The organism is Luteolibacter sp. LG18 (assembly GCF_036322585.1).
In the GTDB taxonomy this organism is placed as follows: Bacteria; Verrucomicrobiota; Verrucomicrobiia; order Verrucomicrobiales; family Akkermansiaceae; genus Luteolibacter.
The window spans coordinates 2,292,974-2,319,187 of record NZ_AP024600.1; the positions used below are offsets into that span (position 1 = coordinate 2,292,974).

Annotated in this window: 20 protein-coding genes; 13 read left to right on the forward strand and 7 right to left on the reverse strand. The window is 65.5% G+C overall.

Features of this window, described 5'->3' with window-relative positions; translation table 11 throughout:
• Positions 1-13 precede the first annotated feature (13 nt).
• Positions 14-1,315, reverse strand: coding sequence for a GTPase HflX (gene hflX, locus llg_RS09585; RefSeq protein ID WP_338289642.1), 1,302 nt, complete (start codon positions 1,313-1,315; stop codon positions 14-16).
• A gap of 161 nt (positions 1,316-1,476) precedes the next feature.
• On the opposite strand from hflX, the gene recJ reads away from it, so the two are divergent.
• Positions 1,477-3,168 (forward strand): single-stranded-DNA-specific exonuclease RecJ, encoded by a 1,692-nt coding sequence (gene recJ / locus llg_RS09590; protein ID WP_338289643.1) that lies wholly within the window; start codon positions 1,477-1,479, stop codon positions 3,166-3,168.
• 9 nt (positions 3,169-3,177) lie between these two features.
• Here the strand turns inward: recJ and llg_RS09595 are convergent, their stop codons facing one another.
• Together llg_RS09595 and llg_RS09600 are read right to left on the reverse strand one after the other, a co-directional pair.
• Positions 3,178-3,957 carry a hypothetical protein gene (locus llg_RS09595; RefSeq protein ID WP_338289644.1) on the reverse strand — a complete coding sequence of 260 codons (780 nt, stop codon included), beginning with the start codon at positions 3,955-3,957 and terminating at the stop codon, positions 3,178-3,180.
• Complete coding sequence (locus llg_RS09600) at positions 3,954-5,900, reverse strand: sigma-70 family RNA polymerase sigma factor (protein WP_338289645.1); 1,947 nt, start codon at positions 5,898-5,900, stop codon at positions 3,954-3,956. The genes llg_RS09595 and llg_RS09600 overlap by 4 nt, the downstream gene beginning before the upstream one ends.
• A gap of 117 nt (positions 5,901-6,017) precedes the next feature.
• Between llg_RS09600 and llg_RS09605 the strand changes: the two genes are divergently transcribed.
• The 9 genes from llg_RS09605 (at position 6,018) to llg_RS09645 (ending at position 14,674) form a co-directional block, all read left to right on the forward strand.
• On the forward strand, positions 6,018-6,575 hold the full coding sequence (locus tag llg_RS09605) for a GNAT family N-acetyltransferase (RefSeq protein WP_338289646.1): 558 nt from the start codon (positions 6,018-6,020) through the stop codon (positions 6,573-6,575).
• A 76-nt stretch (positions 6,576-6,651) separates the two neighbouring features.
• Positions 6,652-6,900, forward strand: coding sequence for an addiction module protein (locus llg_RS09610; protein ID WP_338289647.1), 249 nt, complete (start codon positions 6,652-6,654; stop codon positions 6,898-6,900).
• Complete coding sequence (locus llg_RS09615) at positions 6,900-7,211, forward strand: type II toxin-antitoxin system RelE/ParE family toxin (protein ID WP_338289648.1); 312 nt, start codon at positions 6,900-6,902, stop codon at positions 7,209-7,211. Before llg_RS09610 ends, llg_RS09615 begins: the two co-directional genes overlap by 1 nt.
• 129 nt (positions 7,212-7,340) lie before the next feature.
• Positions 7,341-9,011, forward strand: coding sequence for a serine hydroxymethyltransferase (locus tag llg_RS09620; protein WP_338289649.1), 1,671 nt, complete (start codon positions 7,341-7,343; stop codon positions 9,009-9,011).
• Between the two features lie 185 nt (positions 9,012-9,196).
• The gene (locus llg_RS09625; RefSeq protein ID WP_338289651.1) at positions 9,197-9,457 is read left to right on the forward strand and encodes an AbrB/MazE/SpoVT family DNA-binding domain-containing protein; all 261 of its coding nucleotides are present in this window, start codon (positions 9,197-9,199) and stop codon (positions 9,455-9,457) included.
• 5 nt (positions 9,458-9,462) lie between these two features.
• Positions 9,463-9,873 carry a PIN domain-containing protein gene (locus tag llg_RS09630; protein ID WP_338289652.1) on the forward strand — a complete coding sequence of 137 codons (411 nt, stop codon included), beginning with the start codon at positions 9,463-9,465 and terminating at the stop codon, positions 9,871-9,873.
• A gap of 255 nt (positions 9,874-10,128) precedes the next feature.
• On the forward strand, positions 10,129-11,661 hold the full coding sequence (zwf, locus tag llg_RS09635; protein WP_338289653.1) for a glucose-6-phosphate dehydrogenase: 1,533 nt from the start codon (positions 10,129-10,131) through the stop codon (positions 11,659-11,661).
• 101 nt (positions 11,662-11,762) lie between these two features.
• Positions 11,763-12,848, forward strand: a complete 1,086-nt coding sequence (locus llg_RS09640) for a glucose-6-phosphate dehydrogenase assembly protein OpcA (protein ID WP_338289654.1) — start codon at positions 11,763-11,765, stop codon at positions 12,846-12,848.
• 107 nt (positions 12,849-12,955) lie between these two features.
• Positions 12,956-14,674, forward strand: coding sequence for a flavodoxin domain-containing protein (locus llg_RS09645; RefSeq protein ID WP_338289655.1), 1,719 nt, complete (start codon positions 12,956-12,958; stop codon positions 14,672-14,674).
• Between the two features lie 88 nt (positions 14,675-14,762).
• Here the strand turns inward: llg_RS09645 and llg_RS09650 are convergent, their stop codons facing one another.
• The gene (locus llg_RS09650) at positions 14,763-15,230 is read right to left on the reverse strand and encodes a hypothetical protein (RefSeq protein ID WP_338289656.1); all 468 of its coding nucleotides are present in this window, start codon (positions 15,228-15,230) and stop codon (positions 14,763-14,765) included.
• A gap of 96 nt (positions 15,231-15,326) precedes the next feature.
• Here llg_RS09650 and llg_RS09655 point away from each other — a divergent pair, with 96 nt between their 5' ends.
• Positions 15,327-16,640, forward strand: a complete 1,314-nt coding sequence (locus tag llg_RS09655; protein ID WP_338289657.1) for a hypothetical protein — start codon at positions 15,327-15,329, stop codon at positions 16,638-16,640.
• Positions 16,641-16,673: 33 nt separating this feature from the next.
• Positions 16,674-16,994 carry a hypothetical protein gene (locus llg_RS09660; protein ID WP_338289658.1) on the forward strand — a complete coding sequence of 107 codons (321 nt, stop codon included), beginning with the start codon at positions 16,674-16,676 and terminating at the stop codon, positions 16,992-16,994.
• Positions 16,995-17,092: 98 nt separating this feature from the next.
• Here the strand turns inward: llg_RS09660 and llg_RS09665 are convergent, their stop codons facing one another.
• Positions 17,093-18,202 (reverse strand): glycosyltransferase, encoded by a 1,110-nt coding sequence (locus llg_RS09665; RefSeq protein WP_338289659.1) that lies wholly within the window; start codon positions 18,200-18,202, stop codon positions 17,093-17,095.
• Positions 18,203-18,292: 90 nt separating this feature from the next.
• On the opposite strand from llg_RS09665, the gene llg_RS09670 reads away from it, so the two are divergent.
• Positions 18,293-21,511 carry an ExeM/NucH family extracellular endonuclease gene (locus llg_RS09670; RefSeq protein WP_338289661.1) on the forward strand — a complete coding sequence of 1,073 codons (3,219 nt, stop codon included), beginning with the start codon at positions 18,293-18,295 and terminating at the stop codon, positions 21,509-21,511.
• 110 nt (positions 21,512-21,621) lie between these two features.
• Here the strand turns inward: llg_RS09670 and llg_RS09675 are convergent, their stop codons facing one another.
• Both llg_RS09675 and llg_RS09680 read right to left on the reverse strand, forming a co-directional pair.
• Complete coding sequence (locus tag llg_RS09675) at positions 21,622-22,296, reverse strand: hypothetical protein (protein WP_338289663.1); 675 nt, start codon at positions 22,294-22,296, stop codon at positions 21,622-21,624.
• Between the two features lie 14 nt (positions 22,297-22,310).
• Positions 22,311-25,673 (reverse strand): hypothetical protein, encoded by a 3,363-nt coding sequence (locus llg_RS09680; protein WP_338289664.1) that lies wholly within the window; start codon positions 25,671-25,673, stop codon positions 22,311-22,313.
• Between the last annotated feature and the right edge of the window lie 541 nt (positions 25,674-26,214).

Sequence of the window (26,214 nt, forward strand, 5' to 3'; positions counted from 1 at the left end):
CTGGGCGGGGAGGTTACGCGGGCAATTCGATGAATGATTCAAGCCGGCCGGCGATCGAGGCCGGAACCACGGCGGTCACGAGGATGTCGTTCCCCTCGTAGTCGGTGCTCAGCACCTTCGCGTCCCGGTGCAGCAGGCTCACCAGATCGGCGCGGTGCTGGGGGATGCGGTAGTGGCAGCGGCGGACGCGGTCGGAGAGCACCTCGCTGCATTTCTGGAGGAGCTGTTCGGTGCCCAGGCCGGTGGCGGCGGAGACGTGGAGCGAGTCCGGGAACAGGCGGTCGAGCGTGCTCAGGGTCTCCGGATCGGTGACGAGGTCGATCTTGTTCAGCACCGTAACCACCCGCTTGTCCTCGGCACCGAGCTCCTTGAGCACCTCCAGCGTGGTGGTGTGGAAGCGCTCGATCTCCGGCGCGGTGGCATCCAGCACGTGGATCAGGAAGTCCGCCAGCACGGCTTCTTCCAAGGTCGCCTTGAAGGCCTCCACCAGCCGGTGCGGCAGGTTGCGGACGAAACCGACGGTGTCCGTGAGCAGCAGCGGCTGGCCGTCCGGCAGCTCGATCTTGCGCGTGGTGGTGTCCAGGGTGGCGAAAAGCATGTCCTTCGAGAGGACATCGGAACCGCTGAGGCGGTTGAGCAGCGTCGACTTGCCGGCGTTGGTGTAGCCGACGATCGCGGCATGCGGGGTTTCCTGCTTTTCGCGCTCCTTGCGCTGAGTGGCGCGCTGCTTGCGCACTTCCTCCAACTCGCGGCGGGCGCGGTCGATCCGGACGTGGGCCATGCGGCGGTCCACCTCGATCTGCTTTTCACCCATGCCGCGGTTCGCGCCGCCGCCACCGCCACCTCCGGCCCCACCGCCTTCGCGGTCGAGGTGACCCCACATCCGCGCCATGCGCGGCAGGGCATACTGCATGCGGGCCAGCTCCACCTGGAGGCGGGCCTCCTTGGTCTGGGCGCGCTTCGCGAAAATATCGAGGATGACCTCCTCGCGGTCGATCACGCAGGTGTCCGCCTCGCGCTCCCACGTCCGCTGCTGGTGGGGGGCGAGCTGGTTGTCGAAGACGATCACATCGCACTCGTGGGCCTTGGCCAGCGCGATGATCTCCGCCGCCTTGCCGGTGCCGCAGATGTGCCTCTTGTGTTGCTGGCGGCTGCGCACCAGCACGGACTCGACGATGCCGATGCCCAGTGTGGACACCAGTTCCCCGAGCTCTTCCAGCAGCGAAGCCGACTCGTCCTCCTCGCGCGGATCGAAATAAATCCGCACCAGCAGGGCGCGCTCCACCATTTGCGGTTTCTCACGAACCTCGAACATTCCGGCGGGGGGATAACACCGGAAGCCCGCCCGTGCGACGGGAAAAAATACGGAGGTCTGTCGCCGGGGTCGCTTGGGTGCTCCGGAAGCCCTGCCGGAGCATCCGGTTCGAACTTGTCTTGAGTGCTTCGCCAAGTTGCGCCTAGATTCCCGTCCACAAGATGCGACCCTTGCCCAACCGCTGGATTCCTCGGGGCGAACCGTTCCAGGAAGGACGCGGCTCGTCGGGCAGTTTTCCGCCGATTTTAGAGCATCTGATCCTCCAGCGCGGCCTGCCCGGCGGCGCGGACATCGAGGCTTTCCTGAATCCCCGGCTCCGCGATTTGTCCGATCCCTTTCTGATTCCCGGCATGGCCGCGGCGGTCGAACGGCTCCAATTGGCCATCGATCGACGGGAAACGGTCTGCATTTTCGGGGACTATGACGTCGATGGTGTGACCTCGATCACCCTGATGCGGCGCATTTTGCACGCCTATGGAGTGGAGCCCCGCCATTTCATCCCCCACCGCGGGGGCGAGGGCTACGGCCTCAGCGATGCGGCCCTGATTCGCTGCATGGCGGAGGGCCCGAAGCCGGACCTTCTGATTACGGTCGACTGCGGCACGGTCTCGATCGATGAAATCGCGGGCTTGAAAGCGCAGGGTGTGGATGTGCTGGTGGTGGACCATCACGAGCCCAGCCCGCGCGGCCTGCCCGATTGCGTGGCGGTGGTGAACCCGAAGTGCGGGAACGATTTCACCTACCTCTGCGCCGCCGGCGTGGTGTTCAAGCTCGGCCACGCGCTGCTGAAATCGCGACCGACCGATCTCGATCTAAAGGAGCTGATGGACCTGGTGGCCGTCGCCACCATCGCGGACATCGTGCCGCTGATCGGGGAGAACCGCCTGCTGGTGCGTCACGGCCTCAAGCGCCTTTCGACCACGCTCAACCCCGGCCTGCGCGCCCTTCAGGAGGTCACCGGCATGAACGGCCACGCCACCTCGATGGACGTCGGCTTCCGGATCGGCCCGCGCTTGAATGCCGCCGGCCGGATGGACGCGCCGGAGGATGCCCTCGCGACCCTGCTCACCGATTGCCGCCGCCTGGCCTTCGATTTCGCCGAGAAGCTCGATCGCTACAACCGCGACCGCCAGCAGTATGAGACCCAGATCCGCCGGGAAGCGCTGGAAATGCTCGATGGCACCTTCGATCCGCAGCGGGACCCGGTGATCGTGCTCGGCTCGCGCTCTTGGCATCCGGGGGTGGTCGGGATCGTCGCCTCACGCTTGATGCGGCAGTTCCACAAGCCGACCTTCGTGATCGCGATCGACAGCGATGGCATTGGCAAGGGCTCGGGCCGCAGCATCGACGGGGTCTCGCTGGTGGATGCCATCCGCGAGTGTCAGGACCACCTGATCGCCGGTGGCGGCCACGCCATGGCGGCCGGTCTTTCGATCGAGGAAAGCCAGCTCGATGCCTTCCGCCAGCACTTCGCCGAGTATGTCCTGCGGACCACCGACGAGCAGCAGCGCCAGCCGACGCTGTGCTACGACGCGGAGATCACCTTCGCCCAGCTCTCACTCGATTTCCTCGCCAGCTACGATCTGCTCCAGCCCTTCGGGAATGGCAATCCACAGCCGGTGTTCATCAGCCGCGGCGTGAGCCTCAGCCGCCCGCCGGTGCACATGAAGAACAACCACCTGCGCTTCATGCTCCGCCAGGGCTACGCCGAGCAGGATGCGGTCTACTTCGGCGGCGGGGAAAAACCGCTGCCGGACCCGCCGTGGGACGTCGCCTTCACCATCGACCGGAACACGTTCCGCGGCCGGACCACGCTCCAGCTCGTGATCCAGGACGTAAGAGCGGCGGAGTGATTGTGTTCCTCACTTGCCGCCCGCCTTGAGGTAGGCCTGCTGCAATTGCTCCTTCTTCGCTCCGGGAGCGAGTGCGGCTACCCAAGCTCCCGCCGCGTCGGCGTCCTTGGCGATCCAGGCGCGCATCAGCTTGTCGGGGAAGCCAGCGGAGAACGAGCCGGGGCCACGGGCGTTTTCAAGGCGGTCGTAGTTCCTCGCCACCGCCGCCGGATCGACCTTCAGCCACTCGTTGGTCAGCTCCAGCGAGTGTTGCTGGCGGTTGCCGGAATCGGGGATGTTGTAGCACCAATCGAGAGCCTGGGGGGCGTTTGTCCGCACCCACACGGCGAGCACCGCGATGATGGCCTCGTTCATCTGCTGGAGGCCGAGCGGGGTCTTGGCGCGGACGTCCATGGCCCACACCGGATCGATTTCCGCCAGCCGGGTGAAGGCGCGGACGGTTTCCTCCACCGAGGGGAAGCCCTTGCGGGTGAGCATTTCCACCAGTTGGTCGCCCGAAAGGTCCTCGATCGCCTGATCGAGCACGGATGAGCAACGGTAGGGACTGCCGGTGCTCTGGCGCAGGCGGACCCGCTCGGACTGATACCACGCGGGCCGCTCACCCTCCGGCTGGCCCATCCGCTCTTCGATGAAGGATCGGAGAGCCGCGGTTTTCCGCACCGGGGCTGGGGGAGGGGAGGCCGCCTGTGGGGGAGCGGGGAGTTCCCGCCCAGGCAGGAAACGCGCGCCGGTGAACCCCGCTGCCAGTCCCGCCAGGATGGCAGCGATGGGAATCAGGAACCGCTTCATCGGCCCGCCCCCTCCTTGCGGGCAGGGTTGTGGCTGGCGGCCTCGGCGAGCTCGCGCTTGCGACCGGCGGGCAGGGTTTCAAGCCACCGCGCCGCACCCTCCGGGTCGCGGGTGAACCAGCGGTTGGCGAATTCCGAGTAGAGTTTCGAGCCGTTGGCGGTTTCCACGAAGGCATCGTCCACTTGGTTGGCTGCCTCCAGCGCGCCCTTGGGATCGTTCCACTGGATACCCGCCAGCGCTCCCTCGTAGATCCGTTGCCGCTGATCGTCGTTCGTTGTCATCCCGACGAGGACGGAGAGTTGATCGGGCCGGTTCACCATCATGCCTTCGGAGAATTTCCGGAGGTTCTCCGCGCTCCAATCGGTGCTGAAGCCGGTCTGCGCCAGATCCTTCATCATCCGGTAGCCGCCGCGGACCCCGGTCCAGCGCAGGGTATCGTTCAGCACGCTTTCGCGGCGCGCGGAATCGGAGATCGAGGCGGCGTAGCCGAGGGTCTTCAGGCCGCCGACTTCGCCGTAGGTTCTCACCAGTTGCGCCATCAGGTCGTCGCGGAGGGGTGTGTCCGGCACCTGCAGGATCCAATCGGCCGCCGCGCCGGAATCCTGCACGGCCCACTCCTTGACCACCGAGCTGTAGAGTTCCTTCTGTTTTTCAGGAAAGAGCTCACTCAGATGCTCCGCGGCGACCGCTGCCTGGGCCGGATCGGTGCCGATTTTCCAGCGCAGCCAATCCCGGCACAGGTCATAGCCGCCGGGTACCTTTTCCTCGTCCATCCACGCCAAGGCCTCCGCCTCGTCGAGGGTCGCCCAGGTCACGAAGGCTCCCCGCAGCGGCTCCTTGCCGAAGCCCTGGGTCGCCAGTGCCCGCTCGACCGCCGCCGGGCCGTCGATTTCCGCCCAACGCGCGAACAGGGAGCGGGCGATGCCGCCGAAGCGTTCCTTGCGGTGCATGCCCGCCAGCGCCTCCAGCACCTGCGGCAGTTCGTCGGCGTTCAGGGCGAACATGAGCTTCCGCAGCTCGGCTTCCCGCCAGCGTTCCGGCTCCGGTGCCTCATCGAAGCGGGCGAAGGCGCTGCGGATGGTTTCCAGATCGAACTTGCCGCTTTCCTTCCGTGGCGAACGTTCGTCGAGGCTGGAGCGGCTGATGGAAGGCGGGGTGGACGCAGCCGCCCGGTTTGCCGGAGGCCGTTCGATTTCCAGTTTCCAATAGAACGGCGCGATCAGGCCGATCACGAAACATCCCGTGGTGATGGCATTCATGGTGGTGATCCAGAGGACGGCTGGGCCGCCGGAGCGGCTGGCCTCGGTGAGAGCGGCTTTGGCGAGGGCCGGGGCGGCGGTCCAACCGGGGGCGGTGGCGAATTCCTTGCCCATCCAAGCCCCGAGCGTGACGGCGGGTACCACCACGCCGCGTTTCCGCAGCAGCGCGGTGAGCTTTTCGAGCGCCCGCGAGCAGCGCTTCCGCGCGGCCTCGGCGGTGGTCCGCAGGTGTGAGGCGGTTTCCTGGAACGTCCGGCCCTCGATGTAATGCAGGTGCAGCACCTCGCGGTCGTCGCTGGGCAAGGTGTCGAGGGCCTCGTCCACCTCCTCGTGGAGCCCCATCCACGCGGACGCCTCGCCGCAGGTGTCATAGGCGCGGAGGGTCGCGAGGCCTTTCCTCTCCCGCTGCCGGGTCCGCCAGACCTTGCGGCATTCGAACACCGTGACGTGGTGCAGCCAGGCGCCGAGCGAGCGGTCATCCGGTAGGTCCGCGCCTTTCCGGGCGAGGATCGTGAACACGACCTGCGCCACCTCCTCCGCCTCATGGCGATCGCCCAGACGGCGCAGCGCCACCGCCCGGATCATCTCCTGGTGCTTTTCCACCAGGTGCCGGAACGCCTCGCCGCAGCCGTCACGCGCGAACTTGCCGAGCCATTCCCGCTCGTCTGGTTCTCGATCGCTCATTCATCCCCATTGCTCCATTTTCGGGGAGAAAGCGGACAAAAAATTTCGACAAAGGGACTACCTGGGCGTGCTTGCTGAATTGCCTCTGCCCGAGGACCTCGCTTTCCTTCGGAGACCATGAAACTCGTCTGGCCCTCTTCCGACCATCTGCCCGGTCACCTCAACGCCTTGGAGCGCGGTTGGTCGCCGGATACGGTGCGCGGCGAGGAGGCGGCGCGGGAGATCCGTGACAAGATCGCCGCCAATGCCGCGGGATATCTCGCCTCGCTGGTGGACCGGGAGGCGAAGGGCGATCCGGTGAAACTGCCGGACAGCCGGGTGGTGACGAGATTGCCAGGCTATTACCGCTGGTTGTGGGATGGGGAGTTCTGCGGCTCGATCAATTTCCGCTGGCAGCAGGGAACGCCCGAGCTGCCGCCCACCTGTCTCGGCCACATCGGCTATTCGGTGGTCCCGTGGAAGCGCCGGAAGGGGTATGCCACCGAGGCGCTGCGGCAGTTGCTCCCCGAAGCGAAAGCCGAGGGGCTGCCTTACGTGGAGATCACCGCCAACGTCGACAACGTTCCCTCCCAGAAGGTAATCGTGGCGAACGGCGGGGTGCTGGTGGAGCGCGTGCCGAAGCCGCCGGGCTATCCGCCGGGGGAAATGGTGCGGTTCCGGATTGCGCTGACGTGAAGGGTGGGGGATAGCCGGGGCTTGCGAGCCTGGTCTGGATGCTTGCCCGCACGGAAACACCGGGTATCCTCATTCCATGACCCAGGCCGTTGCCCATATTCTGGAGGAGGTCGCACGACTCTCTCCCAGTGAGCGCGCCGAACTCACCGACCGGATGGTGGAAGGTCTGGTCCGCGATGTTCCTCCCGAAATCGAGAAAGCGCAGATCGCAGAAGTCCGGCGCCGCATCGCTCAGGTCGAATCAGGCGAAGTGACGCTCGTTCCCGGGGATGAGGCTCTCGCCCGGGTTCGCGCAATGGTGGCTGCCGCTCACAATCCCGGCTGATGGCATTCACCTGTGGATTCCATCCTGAAGCGATCGCCGAATATGCGGATGCCGCCGCGTATTATCTCCAGAATGCCTCGGCGGAGATCGCGGAGGATTTCGTGACCGCCGTTGAGTCTGCGGTGGCAGGTTTTACTGCTGCTCCCGACCGCTGGCGGATCGTGGAAGCGCCGGAAGTGCGGCGATGCGTCCTGAGGCGGTTTCCGTTCGTGATCTACTATCGGGCCGAACCGCGGGGGGAGCGTGTGACGATCTACGCGGTCATGCATTGCAGCCGGGAGCCGGGCTATTGGCAGCAGCGGCTCGACTGAGGGCTTGGGGAGGGGCTGATCCGGGCTCGGGGTCTTTCCCGCCGTCCTCCGCTCTCCGACGAAAAGGCGGACCAATCAGGCGTTGCATTTTCCCGGTTCACCGGTCATTTCCCCTGCCTGCCCCACACCATGAGTACCAAGCCCCTGCGCATCGCACTCGGCGCCGACCACGGCGGAGTTGACCTCAAGGACTCCCTTGTCGCCCACCTGAAGGCCGCCGGCCATGACGTCACCGACCTTGGCACCCACGGTCACGAGTCCGTGGACTACGCCGATTTCGCCAATGCCGTGGCCCGCACCGTGGCCGATGGCACCAGCGATTACGGCGTGCTCTGCTGCACCTCCGGCATCGGCGTTTCCATCGCCGCGAACCGCCACCGCCACGTCCGTGCCGCCGTCGTCCGCACCGTGGAGGAGGCCTCCACCACCCGCGAGCACAACGATTCCAACGTCCTCTGCCTCGGCAAGCTGACCGACGCCGCCACCGGGGCCGCGATCGCCGATGCCTTCCTTTCCACCGAGTTCGCCGGCGGTCGCCACGAGCGCCGCGTGTGCAAGTCCTCCGGCAGCCGCATCGCCGAGAACGACCCGGAACTCTATGCCGCGATCTTCGCCGAGGAACGCCGCCAGCGGAACAATATCGAGCTGATCGCGTCCGAGAACTTCGCCTCCCCGGCCGTCATGGAGGCGCAGGGCTCCGTCCTCACCAACAAGTATGCCGAAGGTTACCCCGGCAAGCGCTGGTACGGTGGCTGTGAGAACGTCGACGTTGTCGAGCAACTCGCCATCGACCGTGTGAAGAAGCTCTTCGGTGCGGACCATGCGAACGTCCAGCCGCACTCCGGCTCCCAGGCGAACACCGCCGTCTATTTCTCCGTGCTGAAGCCCGGCGACCGCATCCTGACCATGGACCTGGCTCACGGCGGCCACCTCACCCACGGCCACAAGGCGAACTTCTCCGGCCGCTTCTACGACGTGATCCACTACGGCGTCAGCGAGAAGGACGAGCACATCGACTACGACCAGCTCGAGCGCATGGCCCGCGAAACCAAACCGGCCCTCATCACCGTGGGCGCTTCCGCCTACTCCCGCGTGATCGATTTCGAGCGCATGGGCAAGCTGGCCCGCGAAGTCGGCGCCTACCTGTTCGTGGACATGGCGCACATCGCCGGTCTCGTCGCCGGCGGCCAGCACCCGAACCCGGTGCCGCACGCCGATTTCGTGACCTCCACCACCCACAAGTCCCTGCGCGGCCCCCGCGGCGGCGTGATCCTGTGCAAGGAAGAGTTCGCCAAGAAGATCGACTCCCAGGTGTTCCCGGGTATCCAGGGCGGCCCGCTGATGCACGTCATCGCCGCGAAGGCGGTGTGCTTCGGTGAAGCCCTCAAGCCGGACTTCCAGGACTACCAGGCGCAGATCGTGAAGAATTCCCGCGCCATCGCCGCGCGCCTGACGCACCACGGTTTCCGGATCGTCTCCGGCGGCACCGACAACCACGTTATGCTGGTGGACCTGCGTCCGAAGGGCCTCAACGGCGCGGACGCCTCCCACGCCCTCGATGAGGCGGGCATCACGGTGAACAAGAACGCCATCCCCTTCGACACCGGCACCCCGATGAAGCCCAGCGGCATCCGCGTCGGCACCCCGGCCGTGACCACCCGCGGCATGAAGGAGAAGGACGTCGAGCAGGTCGCCGACTTCATCCACGAGGCGCTGGAGAACTACAAGGACACCGCGAAGCTCCACGAGATCCGCGAGCGCGTCTTCGCCTTCAACCGCGCCTTCCCGATGCCGGTCTGATCCGCGCGTCCAGACCACGTTTCCAAAAACGGCCGGGGGATCTCCTCCGGCCGTTTTTCGTTTCAAGTGAACTCAAGGAGTAGGGACATTCTTGTCCCGTTCTTCGTTCCGGTCTCTCGGCTCCGACGGGTTGCCGCCTTGATTTTTGAAGGGAGTAAGGCAAAATATCGGAGCAAGGAGCTGCCATGACGCATTCCACCATCACCAGCAAAGGCCAAACCACCCTCCCGGTCCAGATCCGTGAGGCGCTGCATTTGAAGCCGGGAGATCGGATTTCTTATGAAGTCCAAGGAGATGCCGTCATCATCCGTCATCAGCCTGGGGCGATGGCGGTGTTCGGCGCTCTGAAGCCTCAGCCGGAGCAGACCGGGGTGGACTTCCTGGAAGCCCGGAGGAAATCCCGCGAGGCCTGGGAGGCGGATTCCGCCAAGGAGGGGCTCCGATGAAGTCGGTGCTGCTCGACACCAACACGATCGTTCGTTTCGTGACGGGTGAGCCTGAAAAGCAGGCGGCCGAGGTCGCTGGACTGGTGGTTTTGGCCGGAGAGGGAAAGATCCGCCTGACCATCCTGCCGATGGTATTGGCCGAATCGGTCTTCGTTCTGAACGGCTTCTACAAACATTCCCGCGCCGCGGTGGCGGAGGCTCTGTCCCATTTGATTGCCAGCCCCGGATTCCAATCTCCTGAACTCGATCGTCTGCAGCACGCGCTGAAATTGTTCGGAGTGGGAAAGCTCGATTTCGTCGACTGCTACCTGGCGGCTGCGTCGATCCTGGAGAAAGTTCCAGTGGTGTCGTTCGACCGGGATTTCGACAAGCTCCACGGCGTGGTTCGAAAGGCTCCGGGAAGTTTCGAAGCATAGCAGGCGCTCCACTCAAAAATCGGCGATCGGATGCCGATGTCGGCTTGTTCGCTCGGATGCTGGGATCGGAATGCCCCATTTTTGCCGAAATTCATGTCGCGATTCTCCGGAGCGAGTTCGCAAATGGCGAAAATGGCGCATTTCGGGGTGGCGGTCCATTCACGGCGTTGATGAATCCGATGCGTGCCATTCGTTTCACCGAACCCGATTTGCCTTTGCCTGCCGGGTCGGGTGAGGTGAAATCCCCGCCCGCTCATGACGAACCCCTTCCGCGAAGACCTCGTTTCCCGTGCGCAGCCGGAGCCTTGCTCCGTGGTGATCTTCGGTGCCACCGGAGACCTGACCCACCGCAAGCTCGTGCCGGCGCTCTACAACCTCGCCATCGACGGCGAGCTGCCGACCGGTGTGAAGATCATCGGCTTCGCCCGCCGTGAGAAATCGGACGCCGAATTCCGCGCCGGTCTGGAAGAGCTGAACCGCAAGGTTTCCCGCTCCGGTCATGACGACAAGGTCTGGGGTCCGTTCGCCGAGAACATCCACTACCACACCAGCGAGTTCACCGACGCCGCCGGCTACAAGAGCCTCGCCGAGCGCCTCGACGCGATCGACCGCGAGCGCGGTGGCAAGGGCAACCGCCTGTTCTACATCGCCAGCGCTCCGGAGTTCTTCGATGACATCCTCATCAACCTGAAGAACGCCGGCCTCAACCAGGCCGCGGAAGGCTGTTGGGCCCGCGCGATCGTCGAGAAGCCGTTCGGCACCGACCTCGCCACCGCCAAGCACCTCAACCAGGTGGTCAACGAGACCTTCCACGAGAAGGACACCTACCGCATCGACCACTACCTCGGGAAAGAAACGGCGCAGAACATCATGGTGCTGCGCTTCGCCAACGCGATTTTCGAACCGCTTTGGAACAGCCGCTTCATCTCCCACGTCCAGGTCACCTGCGCCGAAAATCTCGGCATGGAAGGCGGCCGTGGCGGTTACTACGACAAGGCCGGCGCGCTGCGGGACATGGTCCAGAACCACCTCCTCCAGCTCCTCAGCCTGGTGGCCATGGAGCCGCCGACCGATCTCTCCGCCGATGGCGTGCGCGACGAGAAGGTGAAGGTGATCCGCTCGCTCCGCCAGTGGGACACCCCGGAGAAGGTCGCCGCCAACGTGATCCGCGGCCAGTACCTGGCCGGTCACATCGATGGCAAGCCGGTCCCGGGTTACCGCGAGGAAGACCGCGTCGACCCCGAGTCGATGACCGAAGCCTACGTGGCCCTGCGCCTGAAGATCGATACCTGGCGCTGGAGCGGTGTGCCGTTCTACATCCGCGTGGGCAAGCGCCTGCCGAAGAAGTCCACCGAGATCTCGATCCACTTCAAGGACGCGCCTTGCGTGCTTTTCAATGCCCTTCCGGGCGGCGTTCCGGGCGGCAACGTGCTGGTGATCCGCATCCAGCCGGACGAAGGCATCTCGCTACGCATGGTTTCGAAGCTCCCCGGCACCAGCCTCCGTCTGGAGCCGGTGAAGATGGACTTCCACTACGCCACCAGCTTCGGCAAGGGCAGCCCGGAAGCCTACGAGCGCCTGTTGCTCGATTGCATGGCCGGCGACGCCACCCTATTCGCCCGCCGCGACGAGGTCGAGGAGGCCTGGAAGTTCATCGATAACATCGAGAGCGCCTGGCACAAGAGCGGCAATCCGCCGCCGATGGCGACCTTCACCGCCGGTTCGTGGGGCCCGAAGGAAGCCGACGACCTCCTCCAGGAGGACGGCTTCTCCTGGCGCAGGCTGTGAAGAAGTTGAGAGGTGAGAGTTGAGGGTTGAGAGTCAGACTCCGGTCCCAGCTCTTCTCTGGCTCTCAACTCTCAACCAACAACTCTCAACTCCATTCCACCATGTCCACTCTCTCCATGGATCCCGAACTGGGACAGGAAGTGCCCGTCGCTTCTATCGACAAGGAGCTGCGCAAGCTCTGGGAGGCGGATGAGGCGCGCACCAACGCCTCCCTGATCAATCTCGTCACCTGCTCCGAGGAAACCGGCTCGCTGCGGAAAAACTCCGCGATCATCCGCCACCTCACCCAGGAGCACGCCTGCCGCGCCATCCTGGTCGAGTTCGACCGCACGGTCGCCGAGCCGTCGATCCGCGCCTGGATCACCGCCCACTGCCATCTTTCCGAAGGGAAAAAGTCGGTGTGCTGTGAGCAGATCGCCTTCCAGTTCACCGGCCGCGTCACCGGCCGTTTCCGGAACACCGTCTTCGCCCACCTCAATAGCGACCTACCGCTGGTGTTCTGGTGGCAGGGTGAGCTCACCGAGGTCTTCACCGAGCGCCTTTCCAGCGTGATCGACCGCCTCGTGATCGACAGCGCGCCGTGGGCCGACCCGGTCGTCTCGTTCGCCCGCCTGCGGGAAGCCGTGGAGCACTCCGGTGACAACCTCGTGGTTCAGGACCTGGCGTGGACCCGCACCTGGCAGTTCCGCCTGTCGGTGGCCGCCCTTTTCGACGAGCCGGTGGCGCTCGACGCCCTCGCCGCGATTACCTCCGCCCGGATCGTCCATCACCCGGCGCACCGTTCCTCCGCCCTCCAGCTTCTGGCTTGGATCGCGGTGCAGGCGGGCTGGCGCACGGGTCGGGAACTCGATCTGGTCGTGGAGCGCCGTGCCGGTGCCAGCCAGTCGTTCTCGTTCGAATCGCCCTCCGGAAACGCCATCACGGTGACCGTGGAGGCGGATGAATCCGCCGCTCCGCTCGGCTTGCTGGAGCTGTCCTCGCCGCAGGCGACGGTCCGCGTGTCCCGTGAGGCCGGTGAGAGCCACCTGATCCGCGAGATCACCGTCAATGGCGTGACCCGCTCCGCGCTCGGCCCGGCCGATCCGGACGACGATGCCTTGCTCGTGGGCGACCAGCTCTCCCGCGGCGGCAAGAATTCGCTCTACCGCAAGGTGGTGCCACGCTTCCTGGAACTCCTTGGCAGTTGAATGCCAGTGATTTTGCCATCCTGACTGGCACGATCCGCGCTTGAACCCCTCCGACTTTTCTCCCATCTTCCGCGCCCCGAATTCCCCGGCGGCCATTTCTTGAGACCATGACCATCCCAGTGATTCCCGAAGACGCCCCATTCACGCCCGAACAGCGCGCGTGGCTGAACGACTTCCTCGGCAAGTTCCTTTCCGGTGCCGGCGCCCCGAGCGGTCCGTCCGTGCCCGTGACCGTGCTTTTCGGTTCCCAGACCGGCAACGCCGAAGGCCTCGCCAAGAAACTGGTCAAAACCCTCAAGAAGGGCAATTTCGAGCCGGAGATCCACGACATCGGCGCATACGACCGCAGCCGCCTGACCGGTGAAAAGAACGTCCTGGTCATCACCTCGACCTACGGGGACGGCGAGCCGCCGGACAATGCCGCGGATTTCCACGGCTGGATCCTCGGCGACAGCGCCCCGCGCCTGGAGGGTGTCAGTTTCTCGGTGCTCGCGCTCGGCGACACCAACTACCCGGACTTCTGCAAATGCGGCATCCAGTTCGACACCCGCTTCGAGCAGCTTGGTGCCAAGCGCTTGTTCCCGCGCGTCGACAGCGATGTCGACTATGACGCGCCTTTCAAGCAGTGGTCGGATGGCGTGATCGGCGTGCTGGCCCCGGCCGGTGGCGTCGCCCCGGTGAATGGCGCTCCCGCCGCCGAGATCGAAGCCGGTTACTCGAAGAAGAATCCCTTCCCGTCCGCGATCCTCCAGAATTTCAACCTCAACGGTGCCGGTGAGAAGGAAACGCACCACATCGCGTTCTCGCTCGATGGCTCCGGCCTCGAATACGAGGTCGGCGATGCCCTCGGCGTCTATCCGCGCAACCCGGAGCCGGTGGTGGACGAGATCCTCGCCAGCCTGCCGTTCAAGGGGGGCAACGTGTCCCTTTCCGATGGCAGCGAGGTCACCCTCCGCGAGGCGCTGATCGAGCACTACGACATCGGCACGCTCAACAAGTCGATCGTCCAGAAGTGGCAGGCCCGCAGCGGTTCGCCGTTCCTGCGCTCGCTGGTCGAGGCCGATGACAAGAAGGCCTGGGACGACTTCTGCTGGGGTCGCGACCTGATCGACCTCGTGGTCGACCACCCCGCCGACTTCACCGACGCCGAGGAATTCGTCTCGGTGCTCAAGAAGCTCCAGCCGCGCCTTTACTCGATCGCCTCCAGTCCGAAGGCCCATCCCGGCGAAGTTCACCTTTGCGTCGGCATCGTCCGCTACAACAGCTACGGCCGGAAGCGCGGTGGCATCTGCTCCACTTTCCTTTCCGACCGCTCGAAGGGCCTGCAGCCCGGCGTGTTCGTCCACTCGAACAATGCCTTCCGCCTGCCCGCAAACGGCGAGACCCCGGTCATCATGGTCGGCCCCGGCACCGGCATCGCGCCGTTCCGCGCCTTCCTCGAGGAGCGCAAGGCCACCAATGCCAAGGGCGCGAACTGGCTGTTCTTCGGCAATCCCTACAGCGCCACCGACTTCCTCTATGAAGGCGAACTGAAGGCCTACCAGCAGGACGGCACCCTCGGCCGCCTCGATGTGGCCTGGTCCCGCGACCAGAAGGAGAAGGTGTATGTCCAGAACCTGATGGTCCAGCACGGTGCCGAGCTCTGGCAGTGGTTCCAGAATGGCGCGGCCTTCTACGTTTGCGGCGATGCCACGCGCATGGCCAAGGATGTCGATGCCGCCCTCCACACCGTCGCCGAGCAACACGGTGGGCTTTCCAAGGAAGAGGCGGCGGCTTTTGTCAGCCAACTCAAGAAGGACAAGCGCTACCTGCGCGACGTCTATTGAGGCCTGCGGCCAGAGTCCGGACTCAAGACTCCAGAATCAAGAGAAGAGGGGATCGTCCGAGGGGACGGTCCCCTTTCTTGTGATGGGGTTACCGTTTTCCAGTCCGCTGCGGGTTTCCGGTGGTGGGGTGGGAGGTGCCTTTCGGGTGCATCTTGATCTCGGTGCGCCCGGTCTTGAAGTTGTAGGTCACGGTCTCGGGCTGCTGCCAGATCGCGCCGCTGGCGGTGTCCGCGGCGATACCGGAGCTGCCCATGCCGGGGGTGAAGATGACGTTCATCAGGACATAGTCGTCTTGGAACTTGCGGTCCCACTTGCCGGTTTTCTCGCCTTGGCCGGGGAGGGAGAAGGTCGCGGAGGTCGTTTTCTTCGAGACCTCCACCGTTGCCGGGGTTTGGTGCGTCGCTCCGTCCACGGTCACCGAGCCGCCGGATGGGACGGTCGCGAATTTCACCGCATCGGTTTTGCCCTGCATCACCGTCGCGCAACTGCCCAAAAGCAAGGGGGCGCAGACCGGGATCGCCATGAGAATGCCGCTGTTAGCCATGTTGGCCATCATGGCGCAGTTTCCATTGAAGGTCAATTCGATGGCTGCGTTTCCCTGCCTGAGAAGCTGCTTGCACCAATTGTAAATTTTGCTAAACTATCGGGTGCTATGAATCAATGGCGTTCCAGTCGTTTGATTCTGGTGCTCGTGGCGATGGTCACGGCCGCCTCGGCGATGAGCTACGGCCTGTATCGGATCGCGCGCCCGGAATCCCCCGCCCCCAACGCGGTTTGCGGGGCGATCGTGTTTCTCGGTGGCACCGAGCCGCTGGCCCGCTCCAGCGATCCGCGGGCGCGTGAGCGCTACCAGCGCATCGTCGCGCGGTCGGAGGCGTGGTGGCAGGAAACGGCAGCCCGCTATCCGGATCTGGTGTTGGCGTGCCGGGAGGTGACGCCGGAACGGAACGGGTTCCTGCGGTGGACCGAGTTTCAGATGAAACGCGGTGGCCGGGGGCTTGATCTGCCCGCGGCGTTGTCACCGTGGATCGCCGGTTCGGGGAAGTTCGACCGCTTCGAGGCAAAGCGCTGGATCGTGGACAACCGTCCGCTGCTCGATGAACTCAAGGCCATCGGGGAGCTGCCGGATCAATCGGTGAAGGACATTCCATTCGACCGCTGGAAGCTGGATGCCGGGCATTTCGCGGTGGCCTGCGCGGAGATGATGATGCTGGAAGCCCGCACGGCGGCGGAGGATGGCGATGAGGCGGCGGCGGCGCGGTGCATGCGCGCGGTGCAGGGATTCGCGAACCATTTCGAGAGGATCGAGGTGCCGGATGACGAGCAGTGGTCGGTCGCCGCGTGCATCGGTTCCCGGATGCGGTCGCGCATCCTCCATGAGATCATGCCCGCGCTTTCCAATGCCCGTGCCTGCCATCCGGAGACTTGGGACGATTTGCTCCAATCGCCTGCGGCTGCGCCGCGGGATTACGCCCGCCTGTTGCGAGGAGACTGGCAGATGACCCTACGCGAGTTCCTGCTGCCGACTTTGGGCAATCTCCGGGATCAAGGCCACGCTTCGGATGCCCAGGCGCTGGTGGATGCCTATTCCGAGCGGATGCGTTCCCAGATCGCCTTGTGCGAGCGCGCGGACGGTCTGACCGGGCTGCCCTCGTGGAACACGGTGATCGTGCCTCCGGCGAACCTTTCCCAGGAGTGCCGTGATTTGTTCCGGATCGCGATGGACGACCGCTGCTCCGGCAGCCGCGGTTGGGTGACCCGGCAGGTCCAGGGATCGCTGGATGCCGCGGCCTTTGACATCATGTGTGGCGGCCCGGTGCCGCGGGAACCGGTGTCCGGAAAGCCCTTTGCGTGGAATGAAACGCGCCGCGAGCTGGCGTTGCCGGACGCGCCTTGCCTCGCGCGGGTGAAAGTCCAGCCATTGAGTGTGCCCGAGGTGGTGCTGGCCCGTTCCCCGTTCCCTTGACGCGGCGGGATGGCGGGCGCATATCCTGTGCATATGAAATTCCGCGCGTGGTGCTCCCTTTCCGTTTTCGCTGCCGGGCTACTGCTGGCTTCCTGCGGTAAGAAGGAGAAGCCCGCGCCCGTGGAAGCGAAGCCCGCCGAAGTCGCGAAGACGGAAGCCCCGCCGAAACCGCGGCTCGATGAGCCCGTTGTCGCCGCCCAGCCGGCGGACGAGGACATGCCGGATGAGGAGGAGCCTTCGGTGCCGGACAATGAGGCGACCCCGCCGCCGAGCGAACCGGTGCCACCGGCTCCTGCCCAGGAAACGCCTGCTCCGGCGCCTCAGAACGGGAAGGTGAAGAAGAAGGCGAAGTGAGGTGATAGAGACGCGTGGCCGGGATGCGAAATGGGGACCGCTGGTGGCAGCGGACGTGACTTCACGACCCGGTCGCCTCGGCGAGGCGATCCTACCTTTCAGAGGCCGTAGACGTGCCGGGCCCAGGGGACTTGCTTCCAGGCGTTGTCCCGCGTCGTCAGCGCGGTGATGAAGTTCGCCACCGCGGTGCCGCTGTAGTCGCGGTGGTTGCGTTCCCAACCCTTGCGGGCGATGGCCACGCGTTCGGCCGGGTGGGTCGCGTAGTGGCGGATCTTGTCCACCAGTTCGTCGGTGCCTTCGAAGTAGACGATTTCGTCCTCGCCATAGAGTTCCTCCAGGCCCGCGCCGCGCGGGGTGAGGGTGAGGATGCCATTGCCCATCAGCTCGCCGATGCGTGAGGACGAGTAGAGCGAGACATCGGCGCGGCGGGAGAGGTTCAGCGCCAGCTTCGAGCGGCGGATGATCTGCTCCTTTTCCCAACCGAAGATCCCGGGGCGGTCGAGGCAACCGTAGATGCCGCTCTTGAGATCGGGTAGGCGGTGTTCCAGCTCCTGGAGCAGGGCACGGCGCGCGGGTTCGCCCTTGTCGCGGCCGAAGAACAGGAAGTCGTGCTGGTAATCGGCCTCCGGGGTTTCGAAGGCGCGGTGGCACTCGATGCCCAGGTCCACCGCCGTCGGAATGAAGGCGGCGGGGCAGTTGGGGCGGGCGAGTTCCTCCAGCAGCGCGCCGCCGGTGGAGCAGAAGAGGGCGTCGAGCACGTGCAGGCGCTCGCGCAGGTGCTCGGTCGCTTTTTCGTCCCACAGCGGGTCCACGTACCACAGGCCGATGCGGATATCGGGCAGGATGCGGCGGATCTCGGTGAGGGTTTCGGCGGTGATGTATTGAGCGTGCCCGAGGACGAGGAGATCCGGGTGGACGTTGCGGCAGGTGTCGATCAGCGCGCGGTTCGCGGGCTTCTTGCCGAGCGATTTCCCGCCGAAGGGCGAGAGCATGCGGGCGCGGTCGTTGATCGAAAACGGGTAGACGAAGTGCCCCAGCCGGACGAGGCCGTGGTGGATTTTCTGATCCTGGTTCCAGAGATGGGCGCCATCCTTGTCGAACTGGAGGTTGGCGGCGTGGACGATGCGCATGCGGCCCGCAGCTTCGGGTGCGGGGCGGCGGTGGTCAATGCCGCAGGGCACCGTGCCAGCGGATGGCGAATCCTTCACATGACGATAGTGGCACAGCGCGCGGCCTGCGGCCCCCGGTCCAGCCGCTAGGGAAGATGGTGACTGCGCATTTCAAAGCCTGCCCAAGCGATGAATCCTCCTCCTTCCTCCCTCCGCGGTGATCGATCCCGCGCCTCCCTCCTCCTGGCCCTGGCCGCATCCGCCGGGATGCTGCTGCCCGGCCTGGTCCACGCCCAGGTGTCCTACGCCGGGGGCACCTACAGCCAGAACTTCGACACGTTGCCGTCCACCGGCACGTTCACGTTCTCCGGTGCCGGTCCGTTCGCGTTGAACGCCGCGCCGGTGAGCGCCTCCGGCCTGAGCGGCTGGAGCTTCGCCAAGACCGCCGGAACCGGTGCGAACGCCCTGTTCAATGTCGGCACCGGCTCCAGCAACAGCGGTGCAGTGTATTCCTTCGGCTCGGCCGCGGGCGACCGCGCGCTCGGCACGCTGCTCAGCGGTGCCGTGGAATCCACCATCGGCGTGGTGCTGGTGAACAACACCGGTGCGACCATCACCTCCTTTGACATCGCCTACACCGGTGAGCAATGGCGGCAGGGCGGCAGCTCGGGCAACTTCGACAAACTGAAGTTCGAATACGCCGTCGGTGGTACCTCGGTGGTGTCCGGCACTTTCGTTCCCGCGACCGCGCTCGATTTCACCGGCCCGATCGCCACCGCCACCGGCGGGGCCCTCGATGGCAATGCCGCCGCGAACCGTGCCGCGGTGTCCGGAACCATCACCGGCCTCAATTGGGCCGCCGGGCAGACGCTCGTGATCCGTTGGACCGATCTCAACATCAGCGGTTCGGACTGCGGTCTCGCCGTGGATGACTTCAGCTTCACCGCGGGCACCGGCCCGGTGACCCCGGCGGTGGCCTCCACCGTGCCTGCCACCGGAGCGACCGCGGTCAGCATTTCCTCGCCGCTCACCGTGACCTTCAATACCGCGGTCACAGTGTCGAACGGCGGCTTCACCTTGACCGGCTCCACCAGTGGCACGCTCGCGGCGACGGTGAGCGGTGGTCCGACGACCTTCACCCTCACGCCGGCGTCCTCGCTGCCCTATAGCGAAACGATCACGCTCGGGGTGCTGGCCACCGCGGTCGCCGACCAGTCCACCGGCACGCTGCATCCGGCGGCCGACGCCACCGTGAGTTTCACCACCGAGAACGCTCCGGGGGCGGCCACGCCGATCCACACGGTGCAGGGCAATGGTGCCGCCAGTCCGTTGGTGGGCCAGCCGGTGGTCGTCGCCGGGATCGTGACGGGCTTCTATTTGAACAGCGATGGCTCCCGCGCCGGGTTCTACGTGCAAGCGGCGGATGCCGATGCCGACGCGGATCCGAACACGTCCGAGGGGGTGTATGTCTATGCGAACGGTTCGTCCGCCGTGACGACCGTGCTGGGGACCCTCGCCATCGGGGACACGATCAGCGTTTCCGGCACGGTGCGTGAGTTCAGCACGCTCACCGAGCTGGATACCCTCACCGCGCTCTCCAAGACCGGCACCGCTCCGCTGCCCACGGCGGCGGCGGTGACCCTGCCCTTCGCCAGCGCCACCGCCTTGGAGAAGCTCGAAGGCATGCGGGTGACGCTGCCGCAGACGCTCTCCGTGACGAACAACTACTACCTCGGCCGTTACGGCGAGTTCGACGTCTCCTCCGGCGGCGTGCTCCAGCAGCCGACCAACGTGGTGGCTCCGGGCGCGCCCGCGCTGGCCAAGCAGGCGGCGAACAACCTGAACCTGCTCACCGTGGACGATGGTTCCGCGAAGGAGGATCCGGACACCACGCCGTATCTCTTCGGCGGTGGCACGCCGGTGCAGAACACGCTGCGCACCGGCGACACGGTGGCCGGACTTACCGGGGTGATCACCTACCTCTCCGCGACGTCCTACCTGCTGGAACCCACCGTGGTCCCGGTGTTCACCCGCGCCAATCCGCGCCTCGGCCCACCGTCGGTCGGTGGCTCGCTGAAGATCGTCGGCGCGAACGTGCTGAACTTCTTCAATGGCGATGGCGCGGGCGGTGGTTTCCCGACCTCCCGCGGTGCCACCACGGCCGCCGAGCTGGTCCGCCAGCGCAAGCACATCGTCGCCTCGCTGCTCCAGATCAATGCCGATATCTACGGCCTCACCGAGATGGAGAACGACGGTTTCGGTTCCGCCAGCGCGGTGCAGGACATGGTGAATGCCCTCAATGCCGCGGCCCCGTCCGGTACCGTGTATGCCTTCTCGAATCCCGGTGTCTCGCCGATCGGCACGGATGAGATCACCTGCGCCTTCATCTACAAGACGAACACCGTGGCTCCGGTGGGCGCGGCGGTGGTGAATACGGCAGCGATTTTCAACCGCCCGCCGCTTGCCCAGACGTTCCGCCAGATCTCGACCGGCGAGAAACTCACCGTCTGCGTGAACCACTTCAAATCGAAGGGTAGCCCGCCGACCAGCGGCGTGGACACCGACCAGGGCGACGGCCAGAGCGCCTGGAACAACCGCCGCACCCAGCAGGCGACCACCCTCGCGAGCTGGTTGGCGACGAATCCGACCGGCGACGCCGATCCGGACATCCTGATCGTGGGCGATCTGAACGCCTATGCGAAGGAAGACCCGATCACCGCGCTGAAGAACGCCGGCTACACGAACCAGATCGAACGTTTCGAGGGCGAGGGCGGCTACTCCTACCAGTTCGACGCGCAGTTCGGCCACCTCGACCACGCGCTCGCCAGCCCAGGCCTGCACACCCAGATCACCGGTGCCCAGTCCTGGCACAACAACGCCGACGAGCCGGTGTTCCTCGACTACAACACCGAATACAAATCCGCCTTCGCGCAGACGGTGAACGACGGCGACACCCCGTGGCGTGCCTCGGACCACGACCCGGTGGTGATCGGCGTGAGCCTCGGTGGCTTCGGCCACTGGATCGCGGGTTATCCGCAGGTAGGTGGCCTGACGGGTTTCCGCGATGACTTCGACCACGATGGCATTCCGAACGCGCTGGAGAACTTCTTCGGCACCCATCCGGGCGTGGCCAACGGTGGATTGACCCTGGTGTCCTCCACCGGCACCGGTTGCACCTTTCGCCATCCGCGCGGAGGCTCGGTCGCGACCGATCTGAGCGGATCCTACGAGTGGTCCAGTAATTTGAGCGATTGGAAGGCCTCGGGCGCTTCCTTCGGCGGGGCCACGGTGGTGATCGGCGCGACCCCGGTGTCCGCGGACACGATGGAGGTGACGGCGAGCGTCACCGGCGGGAGTGTCCAGCAGTTGTTCCTCCGCGTGAAGGTTCAGGCGCCGGACGCGCAGTGATCCGCGGTTCATCCTCTTTCCAGACGAACGGGAGCGCCGCGGTCCGGCGCTCCCGTTTTTCGTTTTGGGGTAGCCACGCTCTTCCGAGCGCGGCTACGGGAGAATCTTCGTCACAGATTCGCCTGCGCCTTCTGGGTTTCCGGCGGTGGCACGAATTCGTCCACCGCGCGGTAATCCAAGCGGCCATTCGCGGGGTTTTTGAAGAAGAACACGTAGGCGCGGGAGTGGTCGTCGACCGGCCAGCGGGTGGTGCTGAGCACGCGGTTGCCAGTGTCCTGATGAATGCCGAAGCCGACGTCGTAGAACTTCTCGGCACGGGCGCCCTCAGGTTTGATGATCTGCCCCTTTTCGGCGGTGATGACGAACTTGGTGGTGCCGATGTAGCCCATGACCGTCTCGTCGCTATGGTTGTAGAAATAGACGTCGCCGGCCTTGAAACCGGTGCCGTCGGTGGGGATCACGATCGCCTGGTAGCCGCCCGCCTTTGCCGGGATGAGCAGGGACACGAAGGAATCTCCGGAATCGGGGAGCTGGATGTTCGCGATGGCCGCGTCCGGCTGCTTGCAGCGGAGCTGGAACGCGCGGCCGGGAACCTCGATGGGCTCGGAGAGGTGGTTCACGGTGAGATCGAAATCCACCGAACGTTTCTCGCCCGCGACCATCGCCACCTGGCCGGCGGCGGAGGGCGCTCGTTCGGCGAGGAAGCGGACGCGGGGATGGCCTTTCTCCTCGGCCGCGAGGCCGCAGGCGGAAAGAAGGAGCAGGAATAGGGCTGTACGATGCATGGTCAGGCTGGGGTTCAGACTTCGGACGGCAGCAGCCAGCGGAAGGACACGATCTGGTAACGGCGGCCGAAGAGCTGGTTGAGGGGGGAGAGCGAGGTGGTGGCGGTGGTGGATTTGTTGACCGGGTCCACCAGAGCGCTATCGCGGCTGACTTCGGCCTCGCACCAGGCGCGGGCGGTGACCTTGCCACTGCTGTCCACGGATTCGCCGTAGCCGCGGATCACGAAGGTATCCGAGCGGGCGGAGAGGTAGGGCGCGATCGGGGTGAGGATGTCGGCTTGCTTCACCACTCCGGGGATGCCGTATGCGGCCGGGCCGTTCTCCGCTTCCGGGAAGGCGTAGCCACGGCCGGTGGCCACCGCGGCGGCGCGCGAGCCGCTGTTGTAGGCCTTGTTGATCGAGACGTCGGCGGAATCCAGCGCGCTCTGGAGCGTGCCGGCCTTGGCGAGATCCTTGTCGCTGCCGGGACGGCGGTTGACGAAGTCGGCCAGCGACAGGAATGGGCCGCGCTTGCGGACCTCGATCACGATGGCGCGGGCGAGTTCATCGATTTCCTTGTCCTTGAGCACCCGGTGGCCGGTCCACTGCGGGGAGGAAACCACGGAGCCGAGATCATCGCCTTCGGCCACCACGTCTTCCGGATTCTGCAGACCGACGACAGGGGTGCCGTTGGCGTTGACGGCGGTGGCCGCACCGCTGGCGTCGCGCACGGCGACCTGCTGGTTGCGCAGGCCGGCGAGGAAGGTGCGCCAGGCCTCCACCGAGGTGGAGTTCACGTTGAACATGCCCTCCACGCGGATCGCGGAAGCGAACTCGGTGGCGGCCGCGGCGTTGGGCGTGTCACCGTCGAACCAGCGGCCGAGAAGGGCCTCGGGGGTTTCGCCGGTGTCGACGGGGGAGTAGAGATAGCGCGAGTTCGGCAGCGGGCGGATGCCCTTGAAGAACTGCTGGGTGACCTGGCGCTGGCCGATCTTCGCGGAGAACGAGTCGGCGGTCTGCGGCGCGGCGCTGGAGAGAAACCAGTCGTCCCACAGCGCCTTGTTCGCCAGATAGGAGTGGTCGGCGAGTGGCCGTGGGCCATCGAGTGAGGATTCGGTCTGATTCGATCCGATCACGGCGGGGGCGATCGAGTTGCCGATCGCGTGGCTGATCTGGGGCAGCAGGTAGGAGCCCTGCGAGAGCTGGGTGCCGCTCCAGGTGAAGCCATTGGCGAAGGCGTTTTGGAACGCGGCCAGCGAGGCGAGCGGTTCGCGCGGCACCGAGTGGGTGGTCACGAACGGGGTGCCGGACTGGGCGGTCACGCCGCCGCCGAAGTAGCTCTGGCCCGAGGGGGAGACCTCGAGGTTGCGGTTTCTCCACGAGTCGAGCGGCTCGACCCGGACCTCGAAGGGCAGGGTTTCCAGTTCGTCCGCGGACAGCGTCTGGAAATCGGAGCCAGCGCGGGGATTGTAGCGGGCCAGGAAGCGGCCCGGGCGGTCGGTGTCCTGTTCGGTCTTCGCAGTGAAGGAGAAGATCATCAGCGGTTCCTTGCGGCCGACCAGTTGCGAGGCGGTCAGCGGGCGGGTGGCGGAGGCCGGGACCTTGTCGAAGAACGGAAGGTTCTGGTTGGCGTACAGGCGGGCGCTGGGTTTGCCGCCCATGTTGTCGATCGACATCCCCGAGTTCAGGCCGAGGCTTTCGCCGCTGGCGGTGCGGTCCTCCTTGTAGAACGTATCGTTGGCAGTCAGGAACCAGGCTTGGGTGCCCATGCCCTGGTTGCCATTGGGCAGGACCTCGTATTTCAGCGTCTCGGTGGTATCGAGGTAGATGGCGGAGCTGCCGTTTTTCACCGGGATCGCCACGCCGCCGCCGAAGTTCCAGCCGGCTTTGGCCTGGATGGTGTTGAGGCCGGGATTGTAGGTCGTGGGGCTGGTGTTCGGGCCCTGTGAGAACATGACGACCTCGCCGGGGCGGAGCACGACGGGTTGGCTCTTGCCGATGACGAAGGTCAGGTAGTTCGCCGAGCCGCCCATCATGTTGGTCATGCTCAGCGTGAGGTCGCCGCTGGCGCGCTTCAGTTTGAAGTCATACGGGAGCTGCCAGAATTTCACCGAGTGGTAGGCCGGGGTGATGACCAGCGGCACGTCGAGCGGGTTCCAGTAGGTCACGATCGGATCGACCACCATGTAGAGCTGGACCTTTGCGGCTCCGGAGACCGTGGCCGGGATGCCGTAGAAGGAGAGGATGGTCTTCGTGCTGACGAAGGTCGGCTGCTTGTAGAGCGTGGAGGGATCGGCCTGGAGGGTGGCGAGATTGCCCGCGATCTGGAGGTAGGGGGTGTTGCTGCCGAGCGAGCCGCCGGTGGTGTAGGTGAAGCTGCCACCGGTTTTGAGCTGCTTGTAGAGGTTGTAGTAGAGCGAGAGTTCGCCTTGGTTGATGCCGTTGGCCCCGCCCGCGGTGTAGAGCGCGGTGTTCATCACCGTGCTCAGCGGCTGCTCGAGCTGCATCGAGAGGTCCTTGCGGAAACCACCGCTGCGGACGTTGGTCAGCAGGCCGGTGGAGCGCCCGGCGAGATCGTGGAACAGCGGTTTCGGGGCGTCCGGGGCGGAGGCGAGCAGCTCACCCTGTTTCCAGCCGGTGAGGTTTCGCACTTGGGTATTGGCGGCGGTGACGGTAGCGAACGGCTTTTCGCTGCCACCGGTGGTGGCCAGTTCCAGCGCGGTGCGCGGGGACGATTGCAGGCCTTGGCGGGTGGCGGCGAGATCCTTCGAGGTTCCCGGAGCGGGCGTGGCGAGCGGGGCTTTTACGCCTTGGTCGCCGACCCACCAGCCGAAGCGGGACGCTACCTTGCCTGAGGCCTGGCAATCGATCAGTGGGACTTCGACGAAGCCGGTGGCGGAAGCTCCGACGGTGCCTTTGCCGACGACCTCGACTTTCGAGCCGCCAGACGCCGACTTGGCGTAGGCCGGGTTGCGGGCGTCGGTTTCCGGAGCGGAGACCAGCCAGCGCTGAAACTCGGGGGTGGGGCGGTTGGCGGCGGTATCCGTCCACGATTTGTAGACGCCGGTCCAGTGGCTGCGGGTCGGTTGGGCCGCGGTGGCCTTGCCATCCGAGGAGGCCGCGAGCTGGTCGGCGGCGATGGTGATGCGCTGGTCGGGACCGGTTTGTTTCTGAAGCTCACCGATGGCGAGTTGCAGCGCCAGCCGCGCGTTGGCGCGGGCGATCGCCTGGTTGGCCTGGGATTGGGAACTCCGCAGAGTGATGGAGGACAAGGACAGCAGGCCGATGGCGAGCGTGGACAGCAGCACCATCATCAACAGGGTCACAAGCAGGCTGAAGCCGCGCCGAAGCCGACGGCGAGCCCAGCGGGAAAACACAAACGAACTCGGGCTTTTCATAATTCTAGGTCTAACGGATGGAACGGAAACTCGAATGTATGGCCTTTGTGCCTCAAAAGATTCTTATTGCGTGCAATGGGGTCGGTCGCATGAAAGAGGCTTCGAGGAAGCGGGGTATCAGACCCCGGGGGAAGGCCGGTCCGCTTGCCGACGGGGCAAGCAGGAGGGAGAAGGTGACGGGTAACGGTTCATGCAATGGCCCCCATCATGCGCCCGTTTGCGACATCCCGGCAGTCGGGTGTTCTGCCGACACGCCAAAATTCCCCCGCCAATTGCCAAGTGGGTGGGGAAAACCATCGTCCTGATCGCTGATGGGAGATGGCCTGTCGATGGGCCGGAATGATCCGTCCTCAGCCTTCTTTCCGGTGTCCGGATCGCGGCAGGCGTGGCGGACGCCGTCCTTTGGATTGGTGCTTTGCCTGCTTCGACCGCACGCCGCTGCGGGTGGAGCCGGGTTGCGGGGCATGGCCCGGCTGGTTGCCGCATCGTATGATATAGCGGTCTGGATCCCGATCCGGAGGTGGTGGGAGGCGCGAGTGGT